17 protein-coding genes and 1 riboswitch are annotated in these 22,110 nt (G+C 40.4%); of the genes, 10 read left to right on the top strand and 7 right to left on the bottom strand.

Annotated features, from left to right (window positions below):
* Positions 1 to 47 precede the first annotated feature (47 nt).
* Positions 48 to 1,745: a tetratricopeptide repeat protein gene (locus EHS11_RS10150; RefSeq protein ID WP_135764302.1), complete on the top strand. Its 1,698-nt coding sequence runs from the start codon at positions 48 to 50 to the stop codon at positions 1,743 to 1,745.
* Positions 1,742 to 2,965: a tetratricopeptide repeat protein gene (locus tag EHS11_RS10145; protein WP_135764301.1), complete on the top strand. Its 1,224-nt coding sequence runs from the start codon at positions 1,742 to 1,744 to the stop codon at positions 2,963 to 2,965. Before EHS11_RS10150 ends, EHS11_RS10145 begins: the two co-directional genes overlap by 4 nt.
* A 7-nt stretch (positions 2,966 to 2,972) precedes the next feature.
* Here EHS11_RS10145 and EHS11_RS10140 read toward each other — a convergent pair whose 3' ends face one another.
* Positions 2,973 to 3,941, bottom strand: a complete 969-nt coding sequence (locus EHS11_RS10140; RefSeq protein WP_135764300.1) for a metalloenzyme — start codon at positions 3,939 to 3,941, stop codon at positions 2,973 to 2,975.
* Between the two features lie 32 nt (positions 3,942 to 3,973).
* Between EHS11_RS10140 and EHS11_RS10135 the strand changes: the two genes are divergently transcribed.
* Genes EHS11_RS10135 through EHS11_RS10120 form a run of 4 tightly spaced genes read left to right on the top strand, consistent with a single transcriptional unit; the run spans position 3,974 to position 8,109 of the window.
* On the top strand, positions 3,974 to 6,919 hold the full coding sequence (locus EHS11_RS10135) for a hypothetical protein (RefSeq protein WP_135764299.1): 2,946 nt from the start codon (positions 3,974 to 3,976) through the stop codon (positions 6,917 to 6,919).
* Positions 6,888 to 7,499, top strand: coding sequence for a tetratricopeptide repeat protein (locus EHS11_RS10130; protein ID WP_246047759.1), 612 nt, complete (start codon positions 6,888 to 6,890; stop codon positions 7,497 to 7,499). The genes EHS11_RS10135 and EHS11_RS10130 overlap by 32 nt, the downstream gene beginning before the upstream one ends.
* Complete coding sequence (locus tag EHS11_RS10125; RefSeq protein WP_135764298.1) at positions 7,499 to 7,690, top strand: ribbon-helix-helix protein, CopG family; 192 nt, start codon at positions 7,499 to 7,501, stop codon at positions 7,688 to 7,690. Before EHS11_RS10130 ends, EHS11_RS10125 begins: the two co-directional genes overlap by 1 nt.
* On the top strand, positions 7,687 to 8,109 hold the full coding sequence (locus EHS11_RS10120; protein WP_135764297.1) for a hypothetical protein: 423 nt from the start codon (positions 7,687 to 7,689) through the stop codon (positions 8,107 to 8,109). The genes EHS11_RS10125 and EHS11_RS10120 overlap by 4 nt, the downstream gene beginning before the upstream one ends.
* Here EHS11_RS10120 and EHS11_RS10115 read toward each other — a convergent pair.
* The 4 genes from EHS11_RS10115 to serC are packed head-to-tail and all read right to left on the bottom strand — an operon-like array spanning position 8,074 to position 11,923.
* On the bottom strand, positions 8,074 to 9,735 hold the full coding sequence (locus EHS11_RS10115; RefSeq protein ID WP_246047758.1) for a LamG-like jellyroll fold domain-containing protein: 1,662 nt from the start codon (positions 9,733 to 9,735) through the stop codon (positions 8,074 to 8,076). The genes EHS11_RS10120 and EHS11_RS10115 overlap by 36 nt on opposite strands.
* Before the next feature lie 14 nt (positions 9,736 to 9,749).
* On the bottom strand, positions 9,750 to 10,190 hold the full coding sequence (rpiB, locus tag EHS11_RS10110; RefSeq protein WP_135764295.1) for a ribose 5-phosphate isomerase B: 441 nt from the start codon (positions 10,188 to 10,190) through the stop codon (positions 9,750 to 9,752).
* Positions 10,187 to 10,822 (bottom strand): hypothetical protein, encoded by a 636-nt coding sequence (locus EHS11_RS10105; RefSeq protein WP_135764294.1) that lies wholly within the window; start codon positions 10,820 to 10,822, stop codon positions 10,187 to 10,189. The genes rpiB and EHS11_RS10105 overlap by 4 nt, the downstream gene beginning before the upstream one ends.
* A 3-nt stretch (positions 10,823 to 10,825) precedes the next feature.
* A complete protein-coding gene (gene serC / locus EHS11_RS10100) occupies positions 10,826 to 11,923 on the bottom strand; it encodes a 3-phosphoserine/phosphohydroxythreonine transaminase (RefSeq protein ID WP_135764293.1) in 1,098 nt (365 codons plus the stop codon).
* 127 nt (positions 11,924 to 12,050) lie between these two features.
* Here serC and EHS11_RS10095 point away from each other — a divergent pair, with 127 nt between their 5' ends.
* The 4 genes from EHS11_RS10095 (at position 12,051) to EHS11_RS10080 (ending at position 18,705) form a co-directional block, all read left to right on the top strand.
* Entirely contained in the window at positions 12,051 to 13,742 is a 1,692-nt protein-coding gene (locus tag EHS11_RS10095; RefSeq protein ID WP_135764292.1) for a P83/100 family protein, read from the top strand.
* Between the two features lie 345 nt (positions 13,743 to 14,087).
* Positions 14,088 to 14,459, top strand: a complete 372-nt coding sequence (locus EHS11_RS10090; protein WP_135764291.1) for a PilZ domain-containing protein — start codon at positions 14,088 to 14,090, stop codon at positions 14,457 to 14,459.
* Positions 14,460 to 14,587: 128 nt separating this feature from the next.
* A riboswitch (TPP riboswitch) is annotated at positions 14,588 to 14,685 on the top strand.
* Positions 14,686 to 14,764: 79 nt separating this feature from the next.
* Entirely contained in the window at positions 14,765 to 16,261 is a 1,497-nt protein-coding gene (gene thiC, locus EHS11_RS10085; protein ID WP_135764290.1) for a phosphomethylpyrimidine synthase ThiC, read from the top strand.
* A gap of 56 nt (positions 16,262 to 16,317) precedes the next feature.
* A complete protein-coding gene (locus EHS11_RS10080; RefSeq protein ID WP_135764289.1) occupies positions 16,318 to 18,705 on the top strand; it encodes a hybrid sensor histidine kinase/response regulator in 2,388 nt (795 codons plus the stop codon).
* 63 nt (positions 18,706 to 18,768) lie between these two features.
* On the opposite strand, the gene EHS11_RS10075 is transcribed toward EHS11_RS10080, so the two are convergent.
* Entirely contained in the window at positions 18,769 to 19,899 is a 1,131-nt protein-coding gene (locus EHS11_RS10075; RefSeq protein WP_135764288.1) for an acyl-CoA dehydrogenase family protein, read from the bottom strand.
* A 49-nt stretch (positions 19,900 to 19,948) separates the two neighbouring features.
* On the bottom strand, positions 19,949 to 22,102 hold the full coding sequence (locus EHS11_RS10070; protein WP_135764287.1) for a cAMP/cGMP-dependent 3',5'-cyclic-AMP/GMP phosphodiesterase: 2,154 nt from the start codon (positions 22,100 to 22,102) through the stop codon (positions 19,949 to 19,951).
* Between the last annotated feature and the right edge of the window lie 8 nt (positions 22,103 to 22,110).

Here is a 22,110-nt window from a genome sequence, read left to right as displayed (position 1 = left end):
CAATAGAAAAATTCAATTCCATCGGCCGGGAGACCGAAAATGAAACTATGGTGGTCTCATTTAAAAAATGGATTTCGGGAGCTTTGCTATTTCTCTCTTTTTTTCCTTTGGCAACCCAGGCTATTTTTGAAGAGGGGCGTTATCCATCGTCGGCACGAGTAATTAGAGCCAATATTCTTTCTGATAAAAAATCAACTTTTCTTGCCTGGGAACCTCCTAGAGAAGAAGGAGAAGTAATTGTTGCCCGTGCCAATGTTGTGATTGATTCGCCTGACAAACTGTATGTTGCTGACTCTCTCGGCCGTTATAAGACCGGCGGTTCGAACTCCATCAAAACTTTTTATGATTATAATTTAAAACCTGGAACTTATTATTACGCAGTCGTATTGGTAGGGGACATTCGCAAAAGAGAAGTTAAATTATTTCCGAATCAAAATTATACCGTTATTCCGGTTACTATCGAAGATCCCGACGGAACAGTGTCCAATCCGGGTTTCCCGAGTTTTCCCGATGATCCCGGAATCGGAAAACTACCAAGCCATGTTTCCAATATCCATGCTGCATTAGAAAAGAAGAATGTACGAATTGATTGGCAAGCACCTCCCGGAGTCGTATCGGGGAGAACGATTTATACCATATACAGATCTTTCAATCCTATGACCAGTTTGCCGTTGATGCAAAAAGCGCAAAAACTGGCAGAGGTAAGTCACCCGACTGTGAGTTTTCTCGACCAAGGTTTGGAAAAATCCCAAACAGTCTATTACGGAGTTTCCGTCAAAGAACCGGGCGGGGAAGAAGGTCTTCCGTTGGAAGATAAAAAATCCTCCATTCGCATATTCTATGTTAGGGATAATGGAAAAAATACCGCAGAGGTGATTGCCGACGATTCCGTTCCCGCATCTCCTAAAAGCAAACCGCAATCCATTGCACCTCCCGATCCGCAAGGCACCTTGCATGTTCGAGGTGTTGGTTATGAAAGAGTAGGGAAAGGCGTTGTGATGAGTTGGCTTCCTCCCGAAGGTGTCGATGATTCTTCCGTCTATTCCGTTTATGCATCTACTAAACCGTTCAATCAAGGGCTTACTTCTTTCGGAGCGGGAGTAGCGGTGAAGGTAGCATCGGTAAATCATCCGAAAACAAATTTCTATATCAAAGAATTGAAAGAGATTCCTGAGCTGTATTTTGGTGTTACTGTCAAGTCTGGTGTGATTTCCGAAGATTTCAGTTTGAAAGAGAATGTTTCTTTTTTCAGATATGATTTTAACAAAGATCTGGACAAGCCGGAAGAAACAAAACTCGCATCCAACGAAGGGACCGTACAGTCGGAACAGACTCCCGCAAAGGTTGACACTGCGGTCAATCAGCACAGTGTGGTGCCTCCTGAGATCAAACCTCTTTCAGGAAGAGATGACGGTCTCGTAGATGATACCGGCTTTGAAAACAATCTTTCCACAGTGGACTATGACCTTTCCGAATCCGATCTCAATCGAATTTTGAAAGAGACGGTAATGAAACGCAAATTTGAACTGGCGATCGATCGTTTGGAAAAATATCTGGAACGGGAGAAAAACACACATTTGGCGGGTAAGGCGTATTTTTATTTAGGGATTAGTCACCTAAAATCGGGGGAGTATAAAAAAGCTCTCCGATATTTTATGAAGAGAGATGCTAAGAGCTTTTCTCCTGATCGTACAGAATTTTGGACCAACCAGACTCTTGAAAAGCTGGGCAGAGGTAAATCATGAATCGTTCCATCGTTGCATTGGCTGGCTTTTTATTTATTTGTGCCGGAATCATCACTGCATTTTACCATACTACAATTTACTCGAAAGAAGATCAAAATCAAGTCGTCTTGGAAAGAATTGCGGAAGGGGAAGAATACTTAAAACAGACAAGCGAGAATAGCAAAGAGAAAGCTGTTTCCATATTCTCTGAACTTGCCGGTAAAAAAGGTCTGGAAAATTACGAATTCAGAATCAAATACAACCAAGCACGCGCCCTGGAAAAAAACAGGGATCATTATCTTGCCTTGGATATTTACAAAGGTTTAAGAAACAAACCGAACCTTACATCGGAAGAAAGAGATAGTCTTTCCTATTCTCTGGGAAATCTACTTTTGAAATTGGATCAGGAAGTGGAAGGAAAGGGTCATTTGGAATCAGTACTTCGCTCTTCCAACAATCCCAAGCTCAGATCAAAAGTTTTACAATCGTTAGCTGATTATGGCTATAACCACAAACAATTGGAACCGGCACGCAAAAACTATGTATTGGCTTTGCAAGAGGACAATACGAATACGGAAGCAAGAATCGGTTGGGGAAGAACTCTCCGCAAACAAGGAAAAGACTGGGCTTCTTTCGATGTGTTTGACGAATACATCGAAACCGAAAACCAACTCAGTGGTGCGAATGGAAAAGTTGTGGATGAATACAAGGATTCCGTATTTGCGGAAGCCAAATCCCTTTATACGAAAAAAACATATTGGAAATCCATTGAGCTTTTCCAAAAAGCATTAACTCTGAACCCCAGTCCGCAAGTGGAAGAAAATTCCTACTACTATATTGCTTCCGCCTATGATGCATTAGGTAAACAAACCCAATCTTTGGAATATTTGAATAAAACTTTGAATAATAGCAATTATTCTTTGGATCAGGCGTCTTTGTATAAAAAGGGAACGATTTATTTCAGACAAGGCAAGTTTGAAGAGGCAGCTTCCGTGTTTCAAACCATCGTGGACAAGTATCCTAAGAACCACATCACTGACAAAGCACTTGCCTGGAAAAAAGAATCTTTGGATCAGTTCAAAGACAACGATGATTTGGATGATGCCGGCAAAGAAGAAAAAGCCGGCCGGTTGGACATTGATGCTTTGAATCAGGAAAGAAAAGGAAGCGTTTCTCCTTTGATGGAAAAGAAAAAAGAAACCGGCTCTTCAAATAGTTTTGGAAACGACTTGGATTTTTAATCCGAGTCTAATTCGGAAAAAACTCATTATGAGCTAAATTTTCCAGAGCCTCATCCAACCCGAATTTTTTGTAAATGATAGGTACTACATCTTTTAAGGAATGAATATTTTCGGAATATTCTTCCGCGTCTTTTCCGTAAAGGATAGTCGCTACCGAATTTTCAGTGTGGTTTTTCTGACCTAGGTCTTCCATATTTCCATGATCACTCACAACGATAAGTAGATCTTTTTCAGGATCAATCGTTTCCAATACTCCGTAAAAAAACGCTTCCAGGGTATGAATGATCTTTTCCGCTTTTTCCCAATCTTGGGCATGTCCCACTTTGTCGGTTAAAAAATATTCGTAAATCGTCAGCCCATAATCACCAAACATGGAAAATACGGAGTTGCCTAGAGTTTTGGGATCTCTGAGCTGCAAAAGAGGATCATCCTTGGGCAGACTGTCAGCTGCAAAATCACGTAAAATTTCATGAGTCAGATCCATATACAGACCTTTTCCGTTTCGCAGATCATCCATCGTTTTTAACGGTCTATCGCTTGCTAGTTGGATGAGCGTTGAAGCGGAAACCAGTTTCGGTTTTTCCTGAACATGCCTAAGGTAATGATCCGTGAAACAATTTAAAAAATCCGCTTTGATCTTGTTTTCCGAAAGAATCTTGATCATGGAATATTTTGCTATGATCTTCCGCAAAGTAATCGTAGGAAACCCGCTGACATGGCGTCCGAGGGTGCCCGGCCCGTTCACGCCGGTCCAAAGCGCAGTTTGCCCCGTAGCGGATTGAGGGAGTCCGGGAACCCCCATATGCGCATCCGTTTTTACATAATGCAGAGTATTTGCCAGTTTGGGGAGTTTGGCATCTGCCTGCGATTTGCCACCGAGGGGAGATAGAAATCCTTCTGCGAACTTAGAGAACGGATTTCTCTCCGGATCGTATTTCCCAAGGCCGATTCCATCTAAAAATGTATAAAATATCATCTGTACCTTGGACTAGAGTCGAATTTCAAAAAATGCCACCGATAATAGTAAAGATGATTCGGAAATTCGGACAAGCCTCTATTCTCTTGGGAATCCTATTTTTTTCCGTTTTTTTAGGTTTCGTATTTTTGGTTTGGGAGAGTCTTTTCGACGAATTCTCCCGAAAAGAAAAATTTTTAGAAGCACTCGCCATCCATCATTCCGCCACAAAACAGGAATATTTAAAACATCTGGAATTCAATCTGAGGGAAGGCGAACTTCCATATTACGGAAGTTTGGTGGGAAAGAAGATCAAAGACAGATTGAATATAAGTTCGATCAAAGTCTACGATCAGTCCTTAAGACTTGTTTATTCCGATCAGGAAACGAAAGAAGTGTTTCAAAACGAACTCCGTCATGATTCGAATCCTCTGGAAAAGGGAATGGCTAGGAATCTGGCAAACGGAGAGATCGCCTACAGATCCAAAGACGGTAAATTTTTTATCACCTTTCCTTTGCCATATATGGCAAAACCGAATTTATCAAATCCCAATTTGGAGTTCGGATTTAATTTTTGGGTATTTGACGAAGTGGTTGGAACTATTTTCTATACGAATGATGTTTCCGTTTTGAACGGAGACAGAACGGAAGAAGAGTTGCTCCGTATCTTTCAAGGCAAAGAAGGAAAAAAGATTTCTTGGAAAATCGGCGGTGAAGAAGGATTACTTAATAAATATAAATTCAAAGAATACTCGGTCTATATTATCGAAGATGCAAATCTGTTTTCAAAATGGACTGTCTCCCGATTTCTATTGATAGTAAGCGTAAGTATTTCGTTTTGTTGTATTGCACGCATCATTTATCTGTCTTTAAAAGGAAGACCTTTGGAATTATCCAACTCCAAACTCATCGGAATCATATCATATCTGATGCTGATTACTTTTTACCAGACTTCCTTTTCCATCTTTCCCGATTTTCGTTATTATATTCCTTGGGCAAATATGCGTTTGGAACAGGTGGAAAACGAACTGACGATACTTGAAAAAAACGTATTGGATCAATTCTCTTCGAGTAAAAACAAACGGGAAGATTTCAGAAATTTTCATTATGATTCGGTAGTGAATGATGTTTATACCTGGTCGGACGGAGAAAATATGAGGTTTCTTACTGATCGGTTCGGATTGGGGATTATTAGTCATCTAACGGAAGTTTATCGTGAAAAGTCATCCCGTTTATTGCAGAATGATAAGGAATATATTTTTATCATTCCTATCAATGAAGAAAACAAAAAGTCGGTTTTGGTCGTGCTTGCTCTGAACGGAATTTCCTTCTCCGCCAAAAAAGAAAAAGATAGAGACGAATATTATTATCCTGACGTTAGTTTGCGGATTTCAAAAGACAGAAACAACGAATCATTTTTGCTTCATCCCAAACTTTGGGAAGAGGAATTGGTTTCAGGTGCAAAACATATTGAGTCCGGAGTCAGTTCTTTTTCCATTTTAAAAGTTTTATTTCGTTCTTATTATGTGTCCGCTTCCGCCGAAACCAAAGGTCATTTGGACGGGCTTTTTATATTTAAAACGGAAGGTGTTTTATCTCTTGTTACCGTTTGGTCTTATATAACTTTTATACCGCTACTTTTGGTTTTCGGTTTTTTTAAATTTCAAATGTTTACGAAAAAAGAGACCGAGGAAGAAGAACTCTTTTCTCTTCCTGAAGTCGGAGAAGCGGATTATGAAAATGTTTATCAGACTGCAAGTTTAAATACGAAAACTGACGAATCGAAAGAATTTGTTCCTTTGGAAATCGATCCGACGAAAGATCATATTATAATAGAAGAAAGAAAGGAAAATAAAGTGGAATCGGTTGCTTCGAATTTGGAAAATACGATCCCTAAAAAAGAAGCGATTGCAGAGTTACCGACTTCTTTCTATCCTGGGAAAGAAACTGTGAAAAAACAAATCCATCAATACATTCCTCCGGTTTTATGGAAAAATAGAAAGGAATCTTTCGCGCCGGAAATTCAGAAAAAAAGGGAATCCATTTTCAATCCCGAGTTGAAGGATCTTGTTAAGAAAGTCATATCCCAAGAGACCACGGAAGAGGTCTTCAAACAACCTAACGAAGCACAGTCGTTGAATTGGCCCATCCAGGAAGAAAAAAAATTCGAATATTCGCTTTTGGATCGGGTCTATCGTGGGGACGGAATTTCTTTGGACGGCATTGTCGAATATACCCGCAATTTTATAAGCAGACTCGGATCCCCCCGATTTTCATTTTTGTTTTTAAACGACACCATCGGTTCTTATCATAGTCAGATTTCTTTCGGTTTGGATTACAATACCAGATCCAATATGATATTTCTTCATAATGATTCCTTTTTCGATTATGATGAAACAGGGTTTTCCTGGGTTGACATTGATGAAAAGGTAAGACAGGACAAGTTCATCTCCAAAAAATTCTCCTGGGAAATACTAGCTCAAATTGAAACGATTGTTTCCTTTAAGTTGGATTCTTACGGATTTCCCGGACTTTTTCTCGTTCTTTTGAATAAATCCGAAAAGGAAAAGTTTTTGGATTCGCATAAAAGAATGATCGGTGAAAAGTTAAAACAACTGATCCCTGCTTTGAATACTCTGTTGGAAAAAGAAGAAAAGACTCCCGATTTGTTTGAAGACAGTTTGTCTTGGATGGTTCGTTCTTTCCTACAGGCAACTTTGGGGGGAAAAAGAATTGCTCATGTATCTCGTGTTATGTGGGAAAACTATCATCCCTCCGTTTCGAATGAAACCAAAAAAGCTTCGCTTTTGGCGAAAGTTGCGGATGTTTTGCAAAGCAATGACCGAGTCATCGAAAGTTCCCCCAATTCTTTTTTGATCATCAGCGAAGCCAATATGAAAGATACCTTGGAGAAATTACTCCATTTGTATCCGTTTCCTTACGAATGTAAGTTTATGAAATATCCAGATGACGGTGAAAATTACTACCTATATCTTTAAATTGTTTTTAGGTTTCTGTTTCGTTACGGAGGTTGCGTTGGCCGCTCCTTCCAAACGCAAGGAAGAAACGACCATTTTAAAAAAACAAATATTCGAATATCATAGGTCAGATGAGGAAACAAAATCCATTCCTTATTTGGAAAAATACCTGACAATCAGTCCGAACGAATTGTATTTTAAATTGGTATATGCCAAAGCATTGTTATACCGAACTGACTTGGAAGTTCCCGGAAACGATGAAAATATAGAATCAAGAATCAACAAAACCAGAGCTATCCAAAGCAATTATAATAAGGCGTCAAAGATATTTCAAGAGAATGTATTGCATTTGGAAAAAGTTCGTCCTAGAGATCCCAATTTAGGCAGATGGTATTATCTCTGGGCTTTCAGCGAATGGTTTTCGGATAACAAGGAGAAGTCGATCAAATTGTTTCAAAAAGCTGTGAAGCTGGATTACAGACTCACCGAATGTTATTATAATATCGCGGCATTGTATGAATCTCTCGGACAATGGAAGGATGCCGAATTGTTTTGGAGAAAATACGAAAAGGCGGAAAAGGAACTGGAGGAGGAGGAATAATGGCAAAGATCGACAAACGATTCCAAATTCTTTTTTCCGAAGAAGAGATTTTGCTTTTAAAAAATGAAGCGGACAAAAGAGGAATTTCGCAAGGGGAACTCCTTCGGCTTGCGCTTCGGAATGAAATCACTCAAAAATCGGACTTCACCCGAATCAAAGCGCTTCGGACGATTACGGAGTTATTGGATTGAAAATTTACATCTCTTCATCCGTTTGGAAAGCGCTTTTATGGAATGAGGAAAATAAGAAAATTCTGCCGATACTCGAGTCCTATATTCACGAGCACCATCAATTGTATACTTCCGTATATTCCGTGTTAAATGTATTTTCCGAATTTCCGAAAGATCAAAAAGAAAAGGAAAGAAGTTTTCTCCATTTGGTAAACGAAATCGTGGAAGAGATACTTTCCTTCGATAAGGAAACTTTGGAAATTTTGGCAGGGAATGTGCATACAGCAAATGTAACCTCACTGTTCCATTTGCTTTCCGTCGAGTCTTCTACCGCTTTACTTTCCGGAATGGAAGAGGTTCTGTATTTTGAGACAGCGAAAGAAAATCTCTTCCCGGAATCCAAACTACCTTTGCGAAACCTCTTTCGGAAAATGAACTGAAATCGGACCGGATAGATCGCTTTTCTGATCTCTCCCTTCCCACTCGTCGTGATAACGGTTGTAAGCTGATATTTTAAAATAATAAGAAATCCCCGATTGAAATAAAGCGCCTCTTCTTTCCCTGTTGGCGGTAAATTTAGAATCTTCCAACGTTTTACTCAAATTCGGCGCATCCGATTCGGAGATATAAATATTGGCAAGTAAAGTGCTTTCATCCGCACAGAATTTCAGATTTTTATAATCGTTGTTTTCAGTTTTCCCATCAATGGATTTCAAACCTTCCGTTTGAGAGTTTTTGACAAACAAAGTTCCGATCATTCGATTCGGTTCTACTCCGTAGTGGATCATATAACCTCCACCGTTTTGAACTTCTCTTTCATGGTTAGAGTTCCAGGCAAAACAGATATTTTTGTCCAAAGGTGAAAATTCGGCAATTCTGAATCCTGTGGGAATATTCGGAGGAATGATTTCTTTCACTTTGTACTGGAATGCATGGAACGAAGGAGAAGCCATTCCTTCCGGATCGGATCGCAGCCAAACTTTCCATTGGTGGAAACGGAATTTTTCCAAACTAGAAGGAATTTTATTTCCATCTTCAATCCGAATCCAAGGGATGTGGGTTTGGGATTCGGAAAATTTGCGATTGCTTCCCCGAAAATATATACCCACTTGAGTGTCCTTCGGTTTTTCGAAAGAAGCTTCAAATTGCATTAAGCTCGCAAAACTATGTTCCGTAGTATAAATCGGTGAAATGATCCAACTGCCATTTTGACTTGCCAGTTTGGTTTCATCGGAATAGCTCACTCTTGCAAATCGGGAATAGTCTTTGTTTCCCATCGGTTCCCCTTTGTGAATATGAACTGCGTCCATATTCCCGAAAAAAGATTTGCCGATGACCAAATTTGTGGAGTCATGCTCCGGAAAGCTAATGCCTGTTATTTTTGATGTGTTTCCTTCAAAACTTGCAGTTTCATAACCGTTCTGATAAAGACCGAACTTCATTTCATTTACGTCAAAGTAAATGGAGATAACATGCCACTCTTTTCTGGGAATGGAGATATTGGATCTGACTTCCGCGCTTCCGGTGGATCCGTTGGAGGTTTGAAATAGATTGTTCGCATAAAACACCGGTTTGTTTTCTTCTATTTCCAAACTAAATCCGTATTTTTTCCCTTTGATAAAAACGGTTCTGTCCAGAACGACCGAGCTTGCGCCTTGTTCGCTGATGAGAATAGGGACAGTGATGGAAAAAGATTCAGGGTTGGTGCCGAATAGAGGTGAGCCGGATACGGAAACATGGATTTGATTTCTTTTTCCCGAAAAATAAGCGGATCTTTTTCCGAAGAAAGAATGTTTTTCATCTATAATGTAGGAAGAAGATAGGATTGAAACCGATTTGGGAGATTTGAATCCGGAATTGGAAAATACTTCTTCCTTCCGTTCAGGAGAACTTACTTCTCCTTCAAAGTCCAAAAACAATTCTTTGTTTTTGGGAGTGTTCTCTCCCGCACGAATGATTTCTTTTTTGCCTGGTTTTGTTTCGATGATTGCATCAATTCGTTTCCAGTCTGATAATTGAGTCTGTGTTAGGTGGACAATTTCCTTGGCATCCAAATGGAATGTCAAAAATAATAAACTGATTAGGGTTTTTGTTCTTCGACCAAACCCAATCTCCGTTCGTGACGGCCACCCTCGAAATCCGTATCTATCCATTTTTGTACAATCCGAAGAGCCAGATCTGTTCCCAGAACTCTCCCTCCCAAAACGATCACATTTGCATTATTATGTCTGCGGGACATTTCAGCAGTGAATTCGTCATGGCAAAGTGCCGCTCTGATCCCGGGAATTCGGTTTGCCGCAATCGAGGCGCCGATTCCTGTTCCGCAGAGGGCGATGAGTCTAGGTACTTCCCCCGCCAAAACTTTTCGGCAGGCATCCCCGATGATGGTCGGGTAATCAACAGAAGCTTCGCTCTTTGTACCATAATCGACCACTTCAAAACTTTCCTCCAGGCTTTTCCTAAGGAATTCTTTGAGTGCAAATCCTCCATGGTCGGATGCGATTCCTAACTTGGGTTTCATAATGAATTCTCCGTAAATTTTGCTAAATAATTCAGATAAGATGCTCTGGATTCGATGGAAAGGCGAAACAGGAATTTTTCTCTTTCCCGAACGAGGCTCCCGTAACGAGCCCGGATTTCTTCTTCCAGGTTTTCTTTTTTGTTTTCCCAATCTTTGTCGGAATACAAGAGGCCTTCTTTCGTAAGATTTCTGATTCCTTCTACAAGTTGGACTCTCGTTTCCGTCCAATCTTTCACGGATTTCATTTCAATCGGGGTAAGTGGAAAATCCCTTTCGGAAGAAGTAAGGATTTTCAGCTCCAAACGAAAGAGATGGTCTTCCCGGGCGATACCGGCTTCATAACCGGATAGGATGGCACTGCGGTCCGATTCTTTTTTGATAAGACCCCGCAAACATGCCAAAGACGACAAACGAAAGTTTGCCGATTCTTTGGCAAAGTTTTGAAAGGTATTGGATTCCAATTCATAACTGTTTTTGGAGAGCATTCCTATTCCCCAATCTTTCATAGGTTGGTAACAGGATTTTGCTTCTTTTCCCAGTTCCAATTCCTCGGGAATCCAAATGGAACCGGCACCCAGGGTGCTTGCACCCAAGGATAAAACAAATAAGAAGGATAAGGATCTGGTTTTCAAAAATTAACCTTTGGATCTTTCGAATTCTTTCATATAGGAGACAAGTGTTTCTATACCCGACTTAGGCATTGCGTTGTAAATGGATGCTCTGAATCCGCCTACGTCTCTATATCCTTTGAGTCCTGCAAGGCCTGCTGCCTCAGCACCCTCTAAGAATTTAGCATCAAGAGAATCGTCTTTCAAACGGAAGACCGCATTCATCACGGAACGGTTGTTTACGGGAACCGGTGCGTTATAAAGTGAAGAGGAATCAATCGTATCATAAAGAAGTTTTGCTTTCGCTTCGTTCTCTTTTTCCATCACTTCCACTCCGCCCTTTTCTACCAGCCATTCGAAGACTAGGCCGGCCATATAAATGGAGTAAGTCGGTGGAGTGTTATAGAGGGATCCGTTTTTTTCCATCAACTCGAAATTCATGAGATTGGGAATCGGATGATTTTGTTTCGGGAGTTTTTCCTTGTCGTAAATAACGAGTGTTAGTCCGGAAGGGCCTATGTTTTTCTGAGCACCTGCAAATATAACGCTGAAATCTTCTATATTCAACTTGCGGCTTAAAAGTTCACTCGTCATGTCTGCAATGAGAGGAGCCTTTTTCAATTTAGGTAACGTTTTGTAACGAGTTCCGTAAATCGTATTATTGGAAGTGATGTAAACATATTTTGCATCATCGGAAACCAGATCATCGGTAAGCTCTGGGATTTCCGTATATTTGGAATCCTTTCCGTCGAAGATGGTTTTTACATTCGGATAGAATTTTTTAGCTTCTTCTTTTGCTTTCACAGCCCAGACTCCGGTAAGTGCGAAGTCGGCAGATTCTCCTTCTTTCAGATAATTGAGGGGAATCGCTGAGAATTGAAATGTGGCTCCGCCAGGATAATAAACGACTCCGTAACGTTCGGGAATGGAGAGAAGGGAACGCAAATGGTGAATCGATCGGTCCAGAATGTCTTGGAAGGGCTTTGCCCTGTGACTCATCTCCATTACAGACATTCCTGTCCCTTGGTAGTTCAGGAATTCTCTTTGGGCTTTTTCCATTACTTCCGTCGGAAGCATGGCCGGCCCTGCGTTGAAATTGTGGATTCTTGAAGTAAATTTTACCATTCCCTTCCAGATTTGTTCCATGAGATAAGGGGTAAATATCTTTTTAAATGAGGGAAAACTTGCTTTTCAGATTCCATTCGATCCTTTAAAATAGCGCTATTCTTTAAAAAAAAATTAAGAGGGTGAAATGAGATTATTTCGCGCGACCGCTATCTTTTTGTTTGTTGTTGTAACAGGAGTTTCCGCACAATCCAAGGCACCACTTGGGGAATCGGAAATCAAAGGAGCAAAGAAGATTGAGTTTATCAATCGCTCTTTAAAAAAAGCAAACCCTGATATCCTTTTGGAAAATGCCGAAACCGGTAAAAAATTAGCTGCTTCCTTAAGCAAATCGGACAGTGCTTCCGTAAGCGGAGTTACCGTTCAAAGAATTCAACCGGGCGGGGATGGAAAGCTGGGTGCTGATATTTTTTCCATTAGCGAATCTCAATCTTTCGATCACGTAAATTCGATCGTACGAATTGTCTCGGCTTATCTTGAAAGCTCCTTTCAATACAAAGCAGGCGGTGCCGACACCCTCGCACAATATGTGTTATATTATAATGCTGCTCATAGAAAAGACCTCAAATTTGTTACAGGCAAATATACGGAAGAGGTTGTTAAAGCGGTAACAGCGGACAAAATCGGGATTGATACGAATTATAAAAACTGGTCCGGCAAAACACAACTGATCATCCCGATTGAAAAAAACATTCTGAAAGACAGCGGTAAGGATGTTACTGCAGATGAATTGGAAAAAGACGTTAACCGAATCGTAAAAGACAAAGAGAAAGATCCTGCCACAAAACAAAAGATGCAGGACGAAGCCAAAAAAATGGACAAACTTCAAGATGATAAAATCAAAGAAGAAAAGAAAATCGTCCAAGACAAAAAACAGGAAGTAGCCAAAGAACAAAAACAAGTTGCCGAGAAAAAAGAAGAGTTGGCAAAAAAAGAAGCTACTACCGTTGCAAACCTCAATGAATTGAAAAAAGATCCTGTTAAAAACAAAGCAGAGATCGAAAAAAAGACCGAAGAAGTAAAACAAATCCAACAAGAACAAAAAGCGACTGAAGTCAAAGAAGCCGCTCTGGAACAAAAGAAAGAAGAGCTTGTTAAAAAAGAAGAGCAAGTTGCCGCAAAGGAAGAAGCTAGAAAAGAAGACGGTAAAACCGAAACAGCAACTACGGAACCTGCGAAAACCACTGAAGCCGTGAAGGCAGCAGAAGAGAAAGTGCAGGAAGTTCAGAAAGAACTTTCTCAAGTCAAAGATGAGCTTAAGAAAAAAGAAGAACAAAGTGATAACGTCGTCAATAACAAGATCCTTTTCATGAAGTTCATCAAGTATGATGCGGATGGTCATTATTCAAACGAACTTTGGGCGATTGATACCAAGAAAGACGATGCACTTTTTAAAAGTCCTTACAATAACATCTGTTCTAAGGAATTTAAAGAGATTCCGAACCAAGGAGTTCTTGTTTTGGGTTACGATGGAGAAAAAATCGAAACAAGAAAACACAAATTGGTTCTACTAGATCCGGACAAACTAGGTGTTAAAAAATCCAGCGAAAATGCGGATATCTTTTGGAGAACTCCTATTGTTCCGAGAGAAGACAAAGTCTATGTGGTGGAAAAGTTTCAAGACAAATACTATGTAGCCCGCTTCAAATCGGATCTGACTTTTGAAGCACGTTCTTCGGAAGCAATTGAAGAAAACTCCGAACTAACTTTCTTCGGTGAGAAAATTTACGTAACAGGAAAGCCGAAAGAAGGGGACAAAACAACGATTAAGATTTTCAAGAAAGAAGATTTAACATTGGTTAAGACGATTGCTCCTTAATTTTTAGAACCATATTCGGTATGGAAAGAAAGGACTGGGCTGAAAGGCTCGGTCTTTTTTTTTGTGGGATACCAAAATCCCATCTTATAAGGAAAGACTACCTCAAACAAAAAGAAAAGATACGAGTGTCTGAATGCGGCTTACCGCCCAGTGCTCCCTATGGCTAGGGATGCCGGAGTGTTTTCTTCGGGACAGGATGTCCCGAGAAAACGAGCGAGGAACATTGAACGTTGCTGGAATTTTCAGGCCAAATGTTCGCCTGATTTGGTCTGAACTGCTCGGATTACAGGAATTAAATAATAAATCCTGGTTTACATTCCTATTTTATTGCCTTTATTTACCTAAATGCCGCAAAGCCAAGATAAACGTAAATTTGTCCGTGTGATCCCGGAAGAGAACGAACCTGTGGAAGTGCATCTTATGGGCACCGTCCTATTGGATGTTTTGAAAGCTCGGGATTTAAGTCTGGGAGGGATCGGAATTTTGGCGCCCAATCATTTTGAGGAATGGGACCTAAACGAAAAAATAGAAATCCTTGTAGCACTTCCCGGAGATCTTGCCGATTTTTTGGCGCGCGGAGTGATCAAACAGATCGGCAAAAAATCGAAGGAAGAGGGAATCTACGGGGTGCAGTTTACGGAAATAGGACCCAAGGGAAAGCAGGATCTTCAAGTCTACATACATAGAATGGAAAGAAAGGGGAGGGTCGCCAAGTAACGAAAGTTATATTGTATTCATTGCCTCAACTTTTCTATAAATCCAACAAATCATTTTTTGACAAACCTGGACCAAAAATACCCCGTAATTTATCGTTGTCAAATTCTGTCGCCCACCCCAAACTGATTTATAACCGTTGGGGGTGGGTTTCGTAAAGAAACTCTGAGAGAGTCCCCATGAACCTGATCTGGATAATGCCAGCGAAGGGAAACGGAAAAAAACTATATCGTTTGTGTGTTTGATGCAGCTTTTATAGTTTTCCCTCCTTCCCATTTTCAATCAGTTCCAGCGGTTTGGGAGAATATATGGACCAAACTTCACAAACAACTGAGGAATTTATAATTCCAAAAAACGAAATTCACCTAACAGATGGAACAACATTTCATTCCTATCGAACAGAGGGAAGTCTATGTATGCATCACGAGGAATTCGATTACAAACAAGGCATCGCAAAAATCAGAAAACCTTGGATAGAAAAAAGAGAGTCCAGAGGGGATAAAAACTTTTCTCAGATGTATTACGCTAGACGGGGAGAAATCACGGAAGAGATGCGATTTGTCGCACTGCGTGAAAATGTTAGCCCTGAGTTTGTAATGAATGAAGTTAAAATCGGTCGTGCCATTATACCATCTAACAAAAACCACTTGGAACTGGAGCCGATGATTATCGGAAGAAAGTTCCTTGTTAAAGTAAACGCAAACATAGGAAATTCCGCGATCTCTTCGTCAATTGAAGAAGAAGTGGAAAAACTCCGTTGGGCGCTCCGCTGGGGATCGGATACCGTTATGGATTTATCCACAGGTAAAAATATTCATGAAACAAGGGAATGGATCATTCGAAATTCTCCGGCACCTATTGGAACGGTTCCTCTTTACCAAGCTTTGGAAAAGGTAAAGGGTAAGGCGGAAAATCTGAACATAGATGTTTATCTTGAAACTCTCATCGAACAGGCGGAACAAGGTGTGGATTATTTTACGATTCATGCGGGAGTTTTGCGCGATTATGTACGCCTTACTGAAAAAAGGGTTACAGGAATTGTATCGCGTGGTGGTTCCATTATGGCCCGTTGGTGTTTGCATCATAAAAAAGAGAATTTTTTATACGAACATTTTGGCAGGATCAATGAGGTTATGAAGAAATACGGAGTTTCCTATTCTTTGGGCGACGGACTCAGACCGGGTTGCATCGCAGATGCAAACGATGAAGCGCAATTTGCCGAATTGAAGACACTTGGAGAACTTACCCAAAAAGCATGGGAAGAAGATGTTCAGGTGATGGTGGAAGGTCCGGGACATGTTCCTTTGCATTTGATTGAAGAAAACGTACGCCTTCAGTCCGAACTTTGTAACGAAGCTCCTTTTTATACTCTCGGGCCTTTGGTGACGGATATTGCGCCCGGTTATGATCATATAACGTCCGCTATTGGTGCAGCAATGATAGCCTGGCACGGGACAGCAATGCTTTGTTATGTGACACCGAAAGAACATTTGGGACTTCCGAACAAACAGGATGTGAAAGACGGAATGATTGCTTATAAAATTGCGGCACATGCTGCTGATTTGGCAAAAGGTCATCCAGGAGCACAGGAGCGGGACAATTTACTTTCCAAAGCAAGATTTGAGTTTCGTTGGGAAGATCAATTTGCACTTTCTCTCGATCCGGAACTTGCCCAGTCCTATCATGATGAAACTTTACCTCAAGACGGAATGAAGAAGGCACATTTTTGTTCTATGTGCGGTCCTCATTTTTGTTCCATGCATCTGACTCAGGAATTACGTAAGGAAGAGGCTAGTCGGAAATAGAGAAAAGGAAAATCCTGGTTTACATTCGCTAAATTACATCTTTTCCTGTTTCATCGATGCAGAAGATAAAAACAGGAATTGCTTTTTTACTTTTGTTGTTCTTTTTCGGTTGCTCCGAGACTGCCAACCAATCCGAATCCAAAAAAGGGATTTTAGATCTAACCGATTTCGATATTCATACAAAAACTACGCCTTTGATCGGAGAATGGGAATTTTATTGGAATGAATTTTTAGATCCGTCGCAAAAATCTTCCAATCTTAAGTATGTATTTCCCCGTCCTTGGAACCAAATGGAAGCGGACGGAAAACCGCTTTCCCGTAAAGGTTTTGCTACCTACCGGCTGAACGTAATACTTTCCGGTCCTGCCGACGATTTGGTTCTTCAAGTTCCTTTGCTGCATACCGCCTATCGGTTGTACGTTGATGGGGAACTTGTCCATGAAAACGGAAAAGCTTCACCCGATCCGAATATTCATAAACCTTCTTATAAGACTCAGATACTCAGTATCAAACCCAAATCGAACCGATTTCAAATACAACTGAATATTTCCAATTATAGCCACAGGATTTGCGGAATGAAAGAGATTATTCATTTGGGAACATTTCGGCAAATCAATAAGGAATATCAGAGAAAGGAATTATTGACTTTGCTTGGTGTATCCTGGCTCGCATTTTTGGGTGCTTTCAACATATGCCTTTATTATTTGAGAAGAGATTTGAAAAGATCCCTTTATTTGGGCTTATTTTGTTTTGCCGTTATGCTTCCCATTGTCACGTTGAGAGATACCAGGATACTTTTTAATCTGTTCTCGGATGAATATTGTTATCTTATCATTCGCCTGTCATTTGTTTGTTTGCCGTTGAATCTATATTTGGGCGGCACTGTGCTTTACTCCGTCGTTGCAGATAAACGTTTCAAAAAAACATTTATTGTTTTTACCTATATCACGGGAATATACGCATTTTTAATGTTAGCTCTTCCCGATTATTATCTGACTCTTGTTTCTATACCTTTTGAAACAGGTGCAAATTCCATGATCGTTTGTAGTATTCTATACTTGTTGTTTCTTGCATTTAAAGGACATACGGAAGTTCGGATTTATCTGATCAGTTTCTTTTTTGCAGGAATCATTATCGTTCATGAATCTTTATTCTATTATAATTATGCCAATAAAAGGGATTGGCTGTTCTTTTTGGGACTTAGTTTCTTTTTGTTACCACTAACATCTTTAATGTTTTATTTGGTAATGGATGCTTTCCGAAAGGAAGAGTCCGCTATGCGTGAACTCCTTAAGTCCAAGGAGGATCTGGAATTAAGGGTAAAAGATCGTACAGGTGAGTTGGAAAATGCAAATCGTTGGAAAACAAATTTGATTTCTTTACTTTCTCATGACTTGCAATCACCTTTGGTCGGGTTGAAATTTCTGTTGCATAATATTCAGTCCAAGGTGAGTCCGAAGAAGGAGGATGACGTAGATAAGCTGATTCAAATGGGGATTGGAGGTGTTGATAATTCAATACAGCTGATTCGCCATCTCTTAAGTATCAGTCGTTTTGATTCCGATTCGGTCAGACTTAGGTATGAATTTTTTTCTTCGGATGACTTACTTGAATATGTAAACAAAGAAGTGGCATTGTCTTCTTCTTCCAAAAATATAAACATCATTTTGGAAGATCATCACCCAAGTTTTATCTTTGCCGATAAGACATTGCTAGGTGAGGTAATTTGCAATTTAATCAACAATTCCATTAAGTTTTCAAATGCAAATTCCGATCTTTATCTAATTCATAAGAGAGAGGATTTTAAAGATAAGTTTTATGTGATAGATTTCGGGATGGGAATGACTGAAGATCAAATCCGTATCTTTAATACGGAAGGTGCCGATTTGCAAAAGAAAGCGGGAACTTTGGGAGAAGTAGGAACCGGTTTCGGATTATCTTTATCCCGTTCCATTTTACAGGCACATAACGGAAGTATATCGATCGTTCCCGGCCGTAAACAAGGTTCTGAATTTTTGATCCAAATTCCCGTGGGGGAAAAGATCATACTGATCGTGGAAAATTCCGATCTGTATCGGAAAGAATGTGCAGAAGAATTTAGAAAGTATAATTGGCTCGTAATTGAATCTGCAAATGGTTCGGAAGCTTTGTCTCATTTGAAACAATTTACTCCTCATCTTCTTTTAACGGACGTGGAAATGCCTGTGCTCGGGGGGATAGAATTGGTTCATGAATGGGCGGCCATGGCGGAGGGTATGAATCTCCCCATACTGATGATGAGTTCCAGTGCACCTTTATTTTCAGACAAGGAGTTTTTAAAAAAAGAGGGAATTGATCATTGGGTTTTGGAAAGATTTTCCAAACTGGTCCCCGTTCCTGAATTGGTAAAAAAAATGATCGAGTGTCTTGAGTCCTATCGCCAATCAAAAACTTTTCTTAAATAAAAAGAAAGGCCCTTGGGAGAGGGGCCTTTCGCAAAATCGATATTTCTTTTTTCGTTCGCTTGTTTATAACCCTAGTCCGCGCCCAATGATTTCTTTCATGATCTCCGTCGTTCCCGCATAGATAGTTTGAATCCGTGCATCCAAATAAGCGCGTGCGATAGGATACTCCATCATATAACCGTAACCGCCGAAGAATTGCAAACATTCGTCGGTATGTCTTTTTTGCATTTCAGTCGCATACCATTTGCACATGGATGCTTCTACCGTAGTATTTTCACCTTTCATGTGTTCAATGATCACTTTGTCTAAAAATACTTGGGACATTTCCAATTCGGTTGCCATCTCAGCCATCTTGAACTTTGTGTTTTGAAAAGAACCGATTTTTTGACCGAAGGCTTTGCGCTCTTTGATATATTGTAACGTAATTTTTTGTACAAGTCTTGTTGCTTCTACGGAAGCTAGTGCCAGAACCAAACGTTCCTGTGCTAATTTTTGCATCAAATAACGAAACCCTTGTCCTTGGTTTCCTATTAAATTTGCTTTAGGCACCTTTACATCATTATAGTAGAGTTCGGAAGTATCCTGTGCTTTCAAACCGATCTTGTCCAGATTCCTTCCTCTTTCAAATCCTTCCATACCTTCTTCAACCATAAGGAGGGATATAGTTCCGTTTTCATGCTTAACGGCCGTTATAATGAGATCTGACAATTGCCCGTTGGAGATAAAAGTTTTTTGACCGTTTACAATGTAATGATCCCCTTTATCGACTGCACTGGTTCGGAGGGATTTCAGATCCGATCCCGCACCGGGTTCCGTCATTGCGATGGCAAGTATGCTTTCTCCGGAAACACAACCGGGAAGCCAACGTTTCTTTTGTTCATCGTTTGCGTAAGTGGAAATATAAGGAGCAATTACATCGTTATGGAGAGATATAAAAAAGCCGCTGTTTCCCACTTTTGCGGACTCTTCAATGATGATTACATTATAAAGAAAATCAGCTCCTGCTCCACCGTAGGCAGGATCCACATTGGGACAAAGCAGACCGTATTCACCTGCTTTTCTCCAAACTTCTTTCGGGACGATATGATTCTTTTCCCATTCTTCGTGATGGGGTTTGACTTCTGTTTCAAAAAATTTCCGAGTCATTTCTCGGAATTGTTGGTGCTCTTCTGTAAAAGGCAGGATTCGATCCATGCGGTTTGACTCCTTTGCATCCCTATGGTAAAAGAATGGCGAAAATAGGTCAATTATAAACAGTGTTCAGTTTCATATAGACGCCGGGATTTTTCTTGATGTACTGGATCGCGTCTTCTTGTCCCAAAACATAGAGTTCTGTGCCTGGCCAAGCAATGAATGTATAACTGGAAGGTAGTTTTTTGGTAAGTGGATAAATTTCACCTACAAAGTCACCAGGTCCCAATTCACGGATGGTGCGGTGGTGTTGCATAACTACAACGGTTCCTGATTTTACAATAAATGCTTTTTCGAAGGAATGTCCTTCTTCAATCAGAAGATCTTCCGATTTGATTGTTTCAAATTTCAGAATCAGTTCCAGCTGAGTCACCTGATAGCTGGTAAGTCCTCGGAAGGTTTGCGATTCGGTAAGTGTTTTCCAGGTATTTGTTTCCCGAATGGAGTTCAATTTGACCAGGTTTTCGTGTAATTTTGAACCACGAATGAATTGGTGGAATCTGGTCTTATCAATCGTTAACGCAACCACATCCGTTTCCGCATAAACATCCGCTTGGCGGACAGTGTCTAGTATCAACGAGGCTTCGCCGAAGTATTCGTAAGTACCATATCGTTTTACAGCGGAATGATCACCGGATAAGCCTTCAAACCGAACATTCCCCGAGGCAATGATATAAAAACGGTCGCCTTTGATACCTTTTACAATGATCTGTTCTCCGCGGCGGAATTTTTCTTCTTTTACGATTTGTAAAAACTCTTTGGCTTTTTCGATGGGAAAACCGGAGAAGATATCGATCTGGGATAAAATTTCCAAAAGTTTGAATGCATCCTGATGTTTCGGAGGAGTGATTTCCGGATAAAGCGTATTTTCAATCCCGAATTTAGCTAGGGTTAGGTGTGTGCCGGCAGGCATGTCCTTGGAAGCGATATGATAAACGGTAATTCTTTTTTGTACTTCTTCGGGAAGTTTTGCAAGGTAACTGATTCTTGTATGAAGGGGAGGGACTCCTGCTTCATGATAGATGATTTTGCGATCCCAAGGGAAGTCCTTGAGAAATTGGAATCTGGTTTCCGGTAGAACTCCCTTTTTATACATTTCTTCGAATGCTTCGGGGTCGTTCAGGTGATCTGAAGTATAATAGAAAGATTGATCTTGGAAAAAAAATTCGAAGCCGACGGATGGAATGGAATGGATCGCATAATGAAAGTAAAACTCCCCTCCGTTGATAATGGTGGGGCGACCGATGACTACCGGTATAAAATCGAATAGATCCGTGATCTCTTTTCTGGGAATCTTTGTCAAACTACAGTATTTACGGAGAAAAGATTCCATTACCGTTGCAGTTGCATAAATAGTGATTTTTGATTCTTCCAGGATTTTTTGAAATGTTCCCGCATCATGGTCTGCATGGCAATGGGTCAGAATGATTGAGTTGATGAGTTTGGGATTAACATTGGATTCGCGAAGCCACTCTGTGGAATTCACAGGCGGATCCACCATGATACCTTGGCCGTTCAACCAAATGATAAAACCCGAAGTATTGTCATCAGGATCGAAACCGTGGGAAGGGCCGAGGCAGGTAATCCCGATCAGTGGAGGTTGAAACGGTTCCAGTAATCTTTTTCCAATATCAAATTTAACATGGAAATCCACTTCTCCGGGGATTTTTGTTTTCCTGTCCTTGTCTATCACCAAAAATTCGTTAGATGGTAAGTGCTCTATGGTAATTCCGCCGAATTTAACTCTTTGATTTTCATCAAATAATATAAATTCTACAACATCATCCATGGATTTATAACTACGGAAATATGCCATTTCCGCTTTGATATCCGGAAATCCGAATGTGGCTTCACCGTCGATGAATTCTGAAGCAAGATTGAGCTCCGAAGGCCCCATCAGGGATTCGCCTAAAACGATTGTTAGCTGTTCTTTCTGTTCTTGGGTGCAGACGATAAAGGTTTTTTTTCCTCCACGGAAAAAAAAGTTAAAATAGATAGGGAATTCGAGTTCGGCTACGCTGATTCCTTTTTCTACATGAAAGAATTTATTGGGTAATACAAATACGAGGGGAGTCTTTTTTTCAAGACCCATTGTGTCTTTGATTGTTTCGGGAGGAGATCCGAACTGGATGTATCCTTCCGAAGTATCTACTAGGTACCCCCCTCTGGAGAGCGCTATGAAACCGTTTGGTTCTGAACTTACCATGAGGGGAG

Source organism: Leptospira ilyithenensis, assembly GCF_004771005.1.
In the GTDB taxonomy this organism is placed as follows: Bacteria; Spirochaetota; Leptospiria; order Leptospirales; family Leptospiraceae; genus Leptospira_A; species Leptospira_A ilyithenensis.
This window is presented reverse-complemented; position numbering and strand designations above follow the sequence as displayed.

Coding starts and splice junctions, on each gene's coding strand:
- EHS11_RS10150 (WP_135764302.1), top strand. CDS start 48: ATGGTGGTCTCATTTAAAAAATGGATTTCGGGAGCTTTGCTATTTCTC.
- EHS11_RS10145 (WP_135764301.1), top strand. CDS start 1,742: ATGAATCGTTCCATCGTTGCATTGGCTGGCTTTTTATTTATTTGTGCC.
- EHS11_RS10140 (WP_135764300.1), bottom strand. CDS start 3,941: ATGATATTTTATACATTTTTAGATGGAATCGGCCTTGGGAAATACGAT.
- EHS11_RS10135 (WP_135764299.1), top strand. CDS start 3,974: ATGCCACCGATAATAGTAAAGATGATTCGGAAATTCGGACAAGCCTCT.
- EHS11_RS10130 (WP_246047759.1), top strand. CDS start 6,888: ATGACGGTGAAAATTACTACCTATATCTTTAAATTGTTTTTAGGTTTC.
- EHS11_RS10125 (WP_135764298.1), top strand. CDS start 7,499: ATGGCAAAGATCGACAAACGATTCCAAATTCTTTTTTCCGAAGAAGAG.
- rpiB (WP_135764295.1), bottom strand. CDS start 10,190: ATGAAACCCAAGTTAGGAATCGCATCCGACCATGGAGGATTTGCACTC.
- serC (WP_135764293.1), bottom strand. CDS start 11,923: ATGGTAAAATTTACTTCAAGAATCCACAATTTCAACGCAGGGCCGGCC.
- EHS11_RS10095 (WP_135764292.1), top strand. CDS start 12,051: ATGAGATTATTTCGCGCGACCGCTATCTTTTTGTTTGTTGTTGTAACA.
- EHS11_RS10090 (WP_135764291.1), top strand. CDS start 14,088: ATGCCGCAAAGCCAAGATAAACGTAAATTTGTCCGTGTGATCCCGGAA.
- thiC (WP_135764290.1), top strand. CDS start 14,765: ATGGACCAAACTTCACAAACAACTGAGGAATTTATAATTCCAAAAAAC.
- EHS11_RS10080 (WP_135764289.1), top strand. CDS start 16,318: ATGCAGAAGATAAAAACAGGAATTGCTTTTTTACTTTTGTTGTTCTTT.
- EHS11_RS10075 (WP_135764288.1), bottom strand. CDS start 19,899: ATGGATCGAATCCTGCCTTTTACAGAAGAGCACCAACAATTCCGAGAA.
- EHS11_RS10070 (WP_135764287.1), bottom strand. CDS start 22,102: ATGGTAAGTTCAGAACCAAACGGTTTCATAGCGCTCTCCAGAGGGGGG.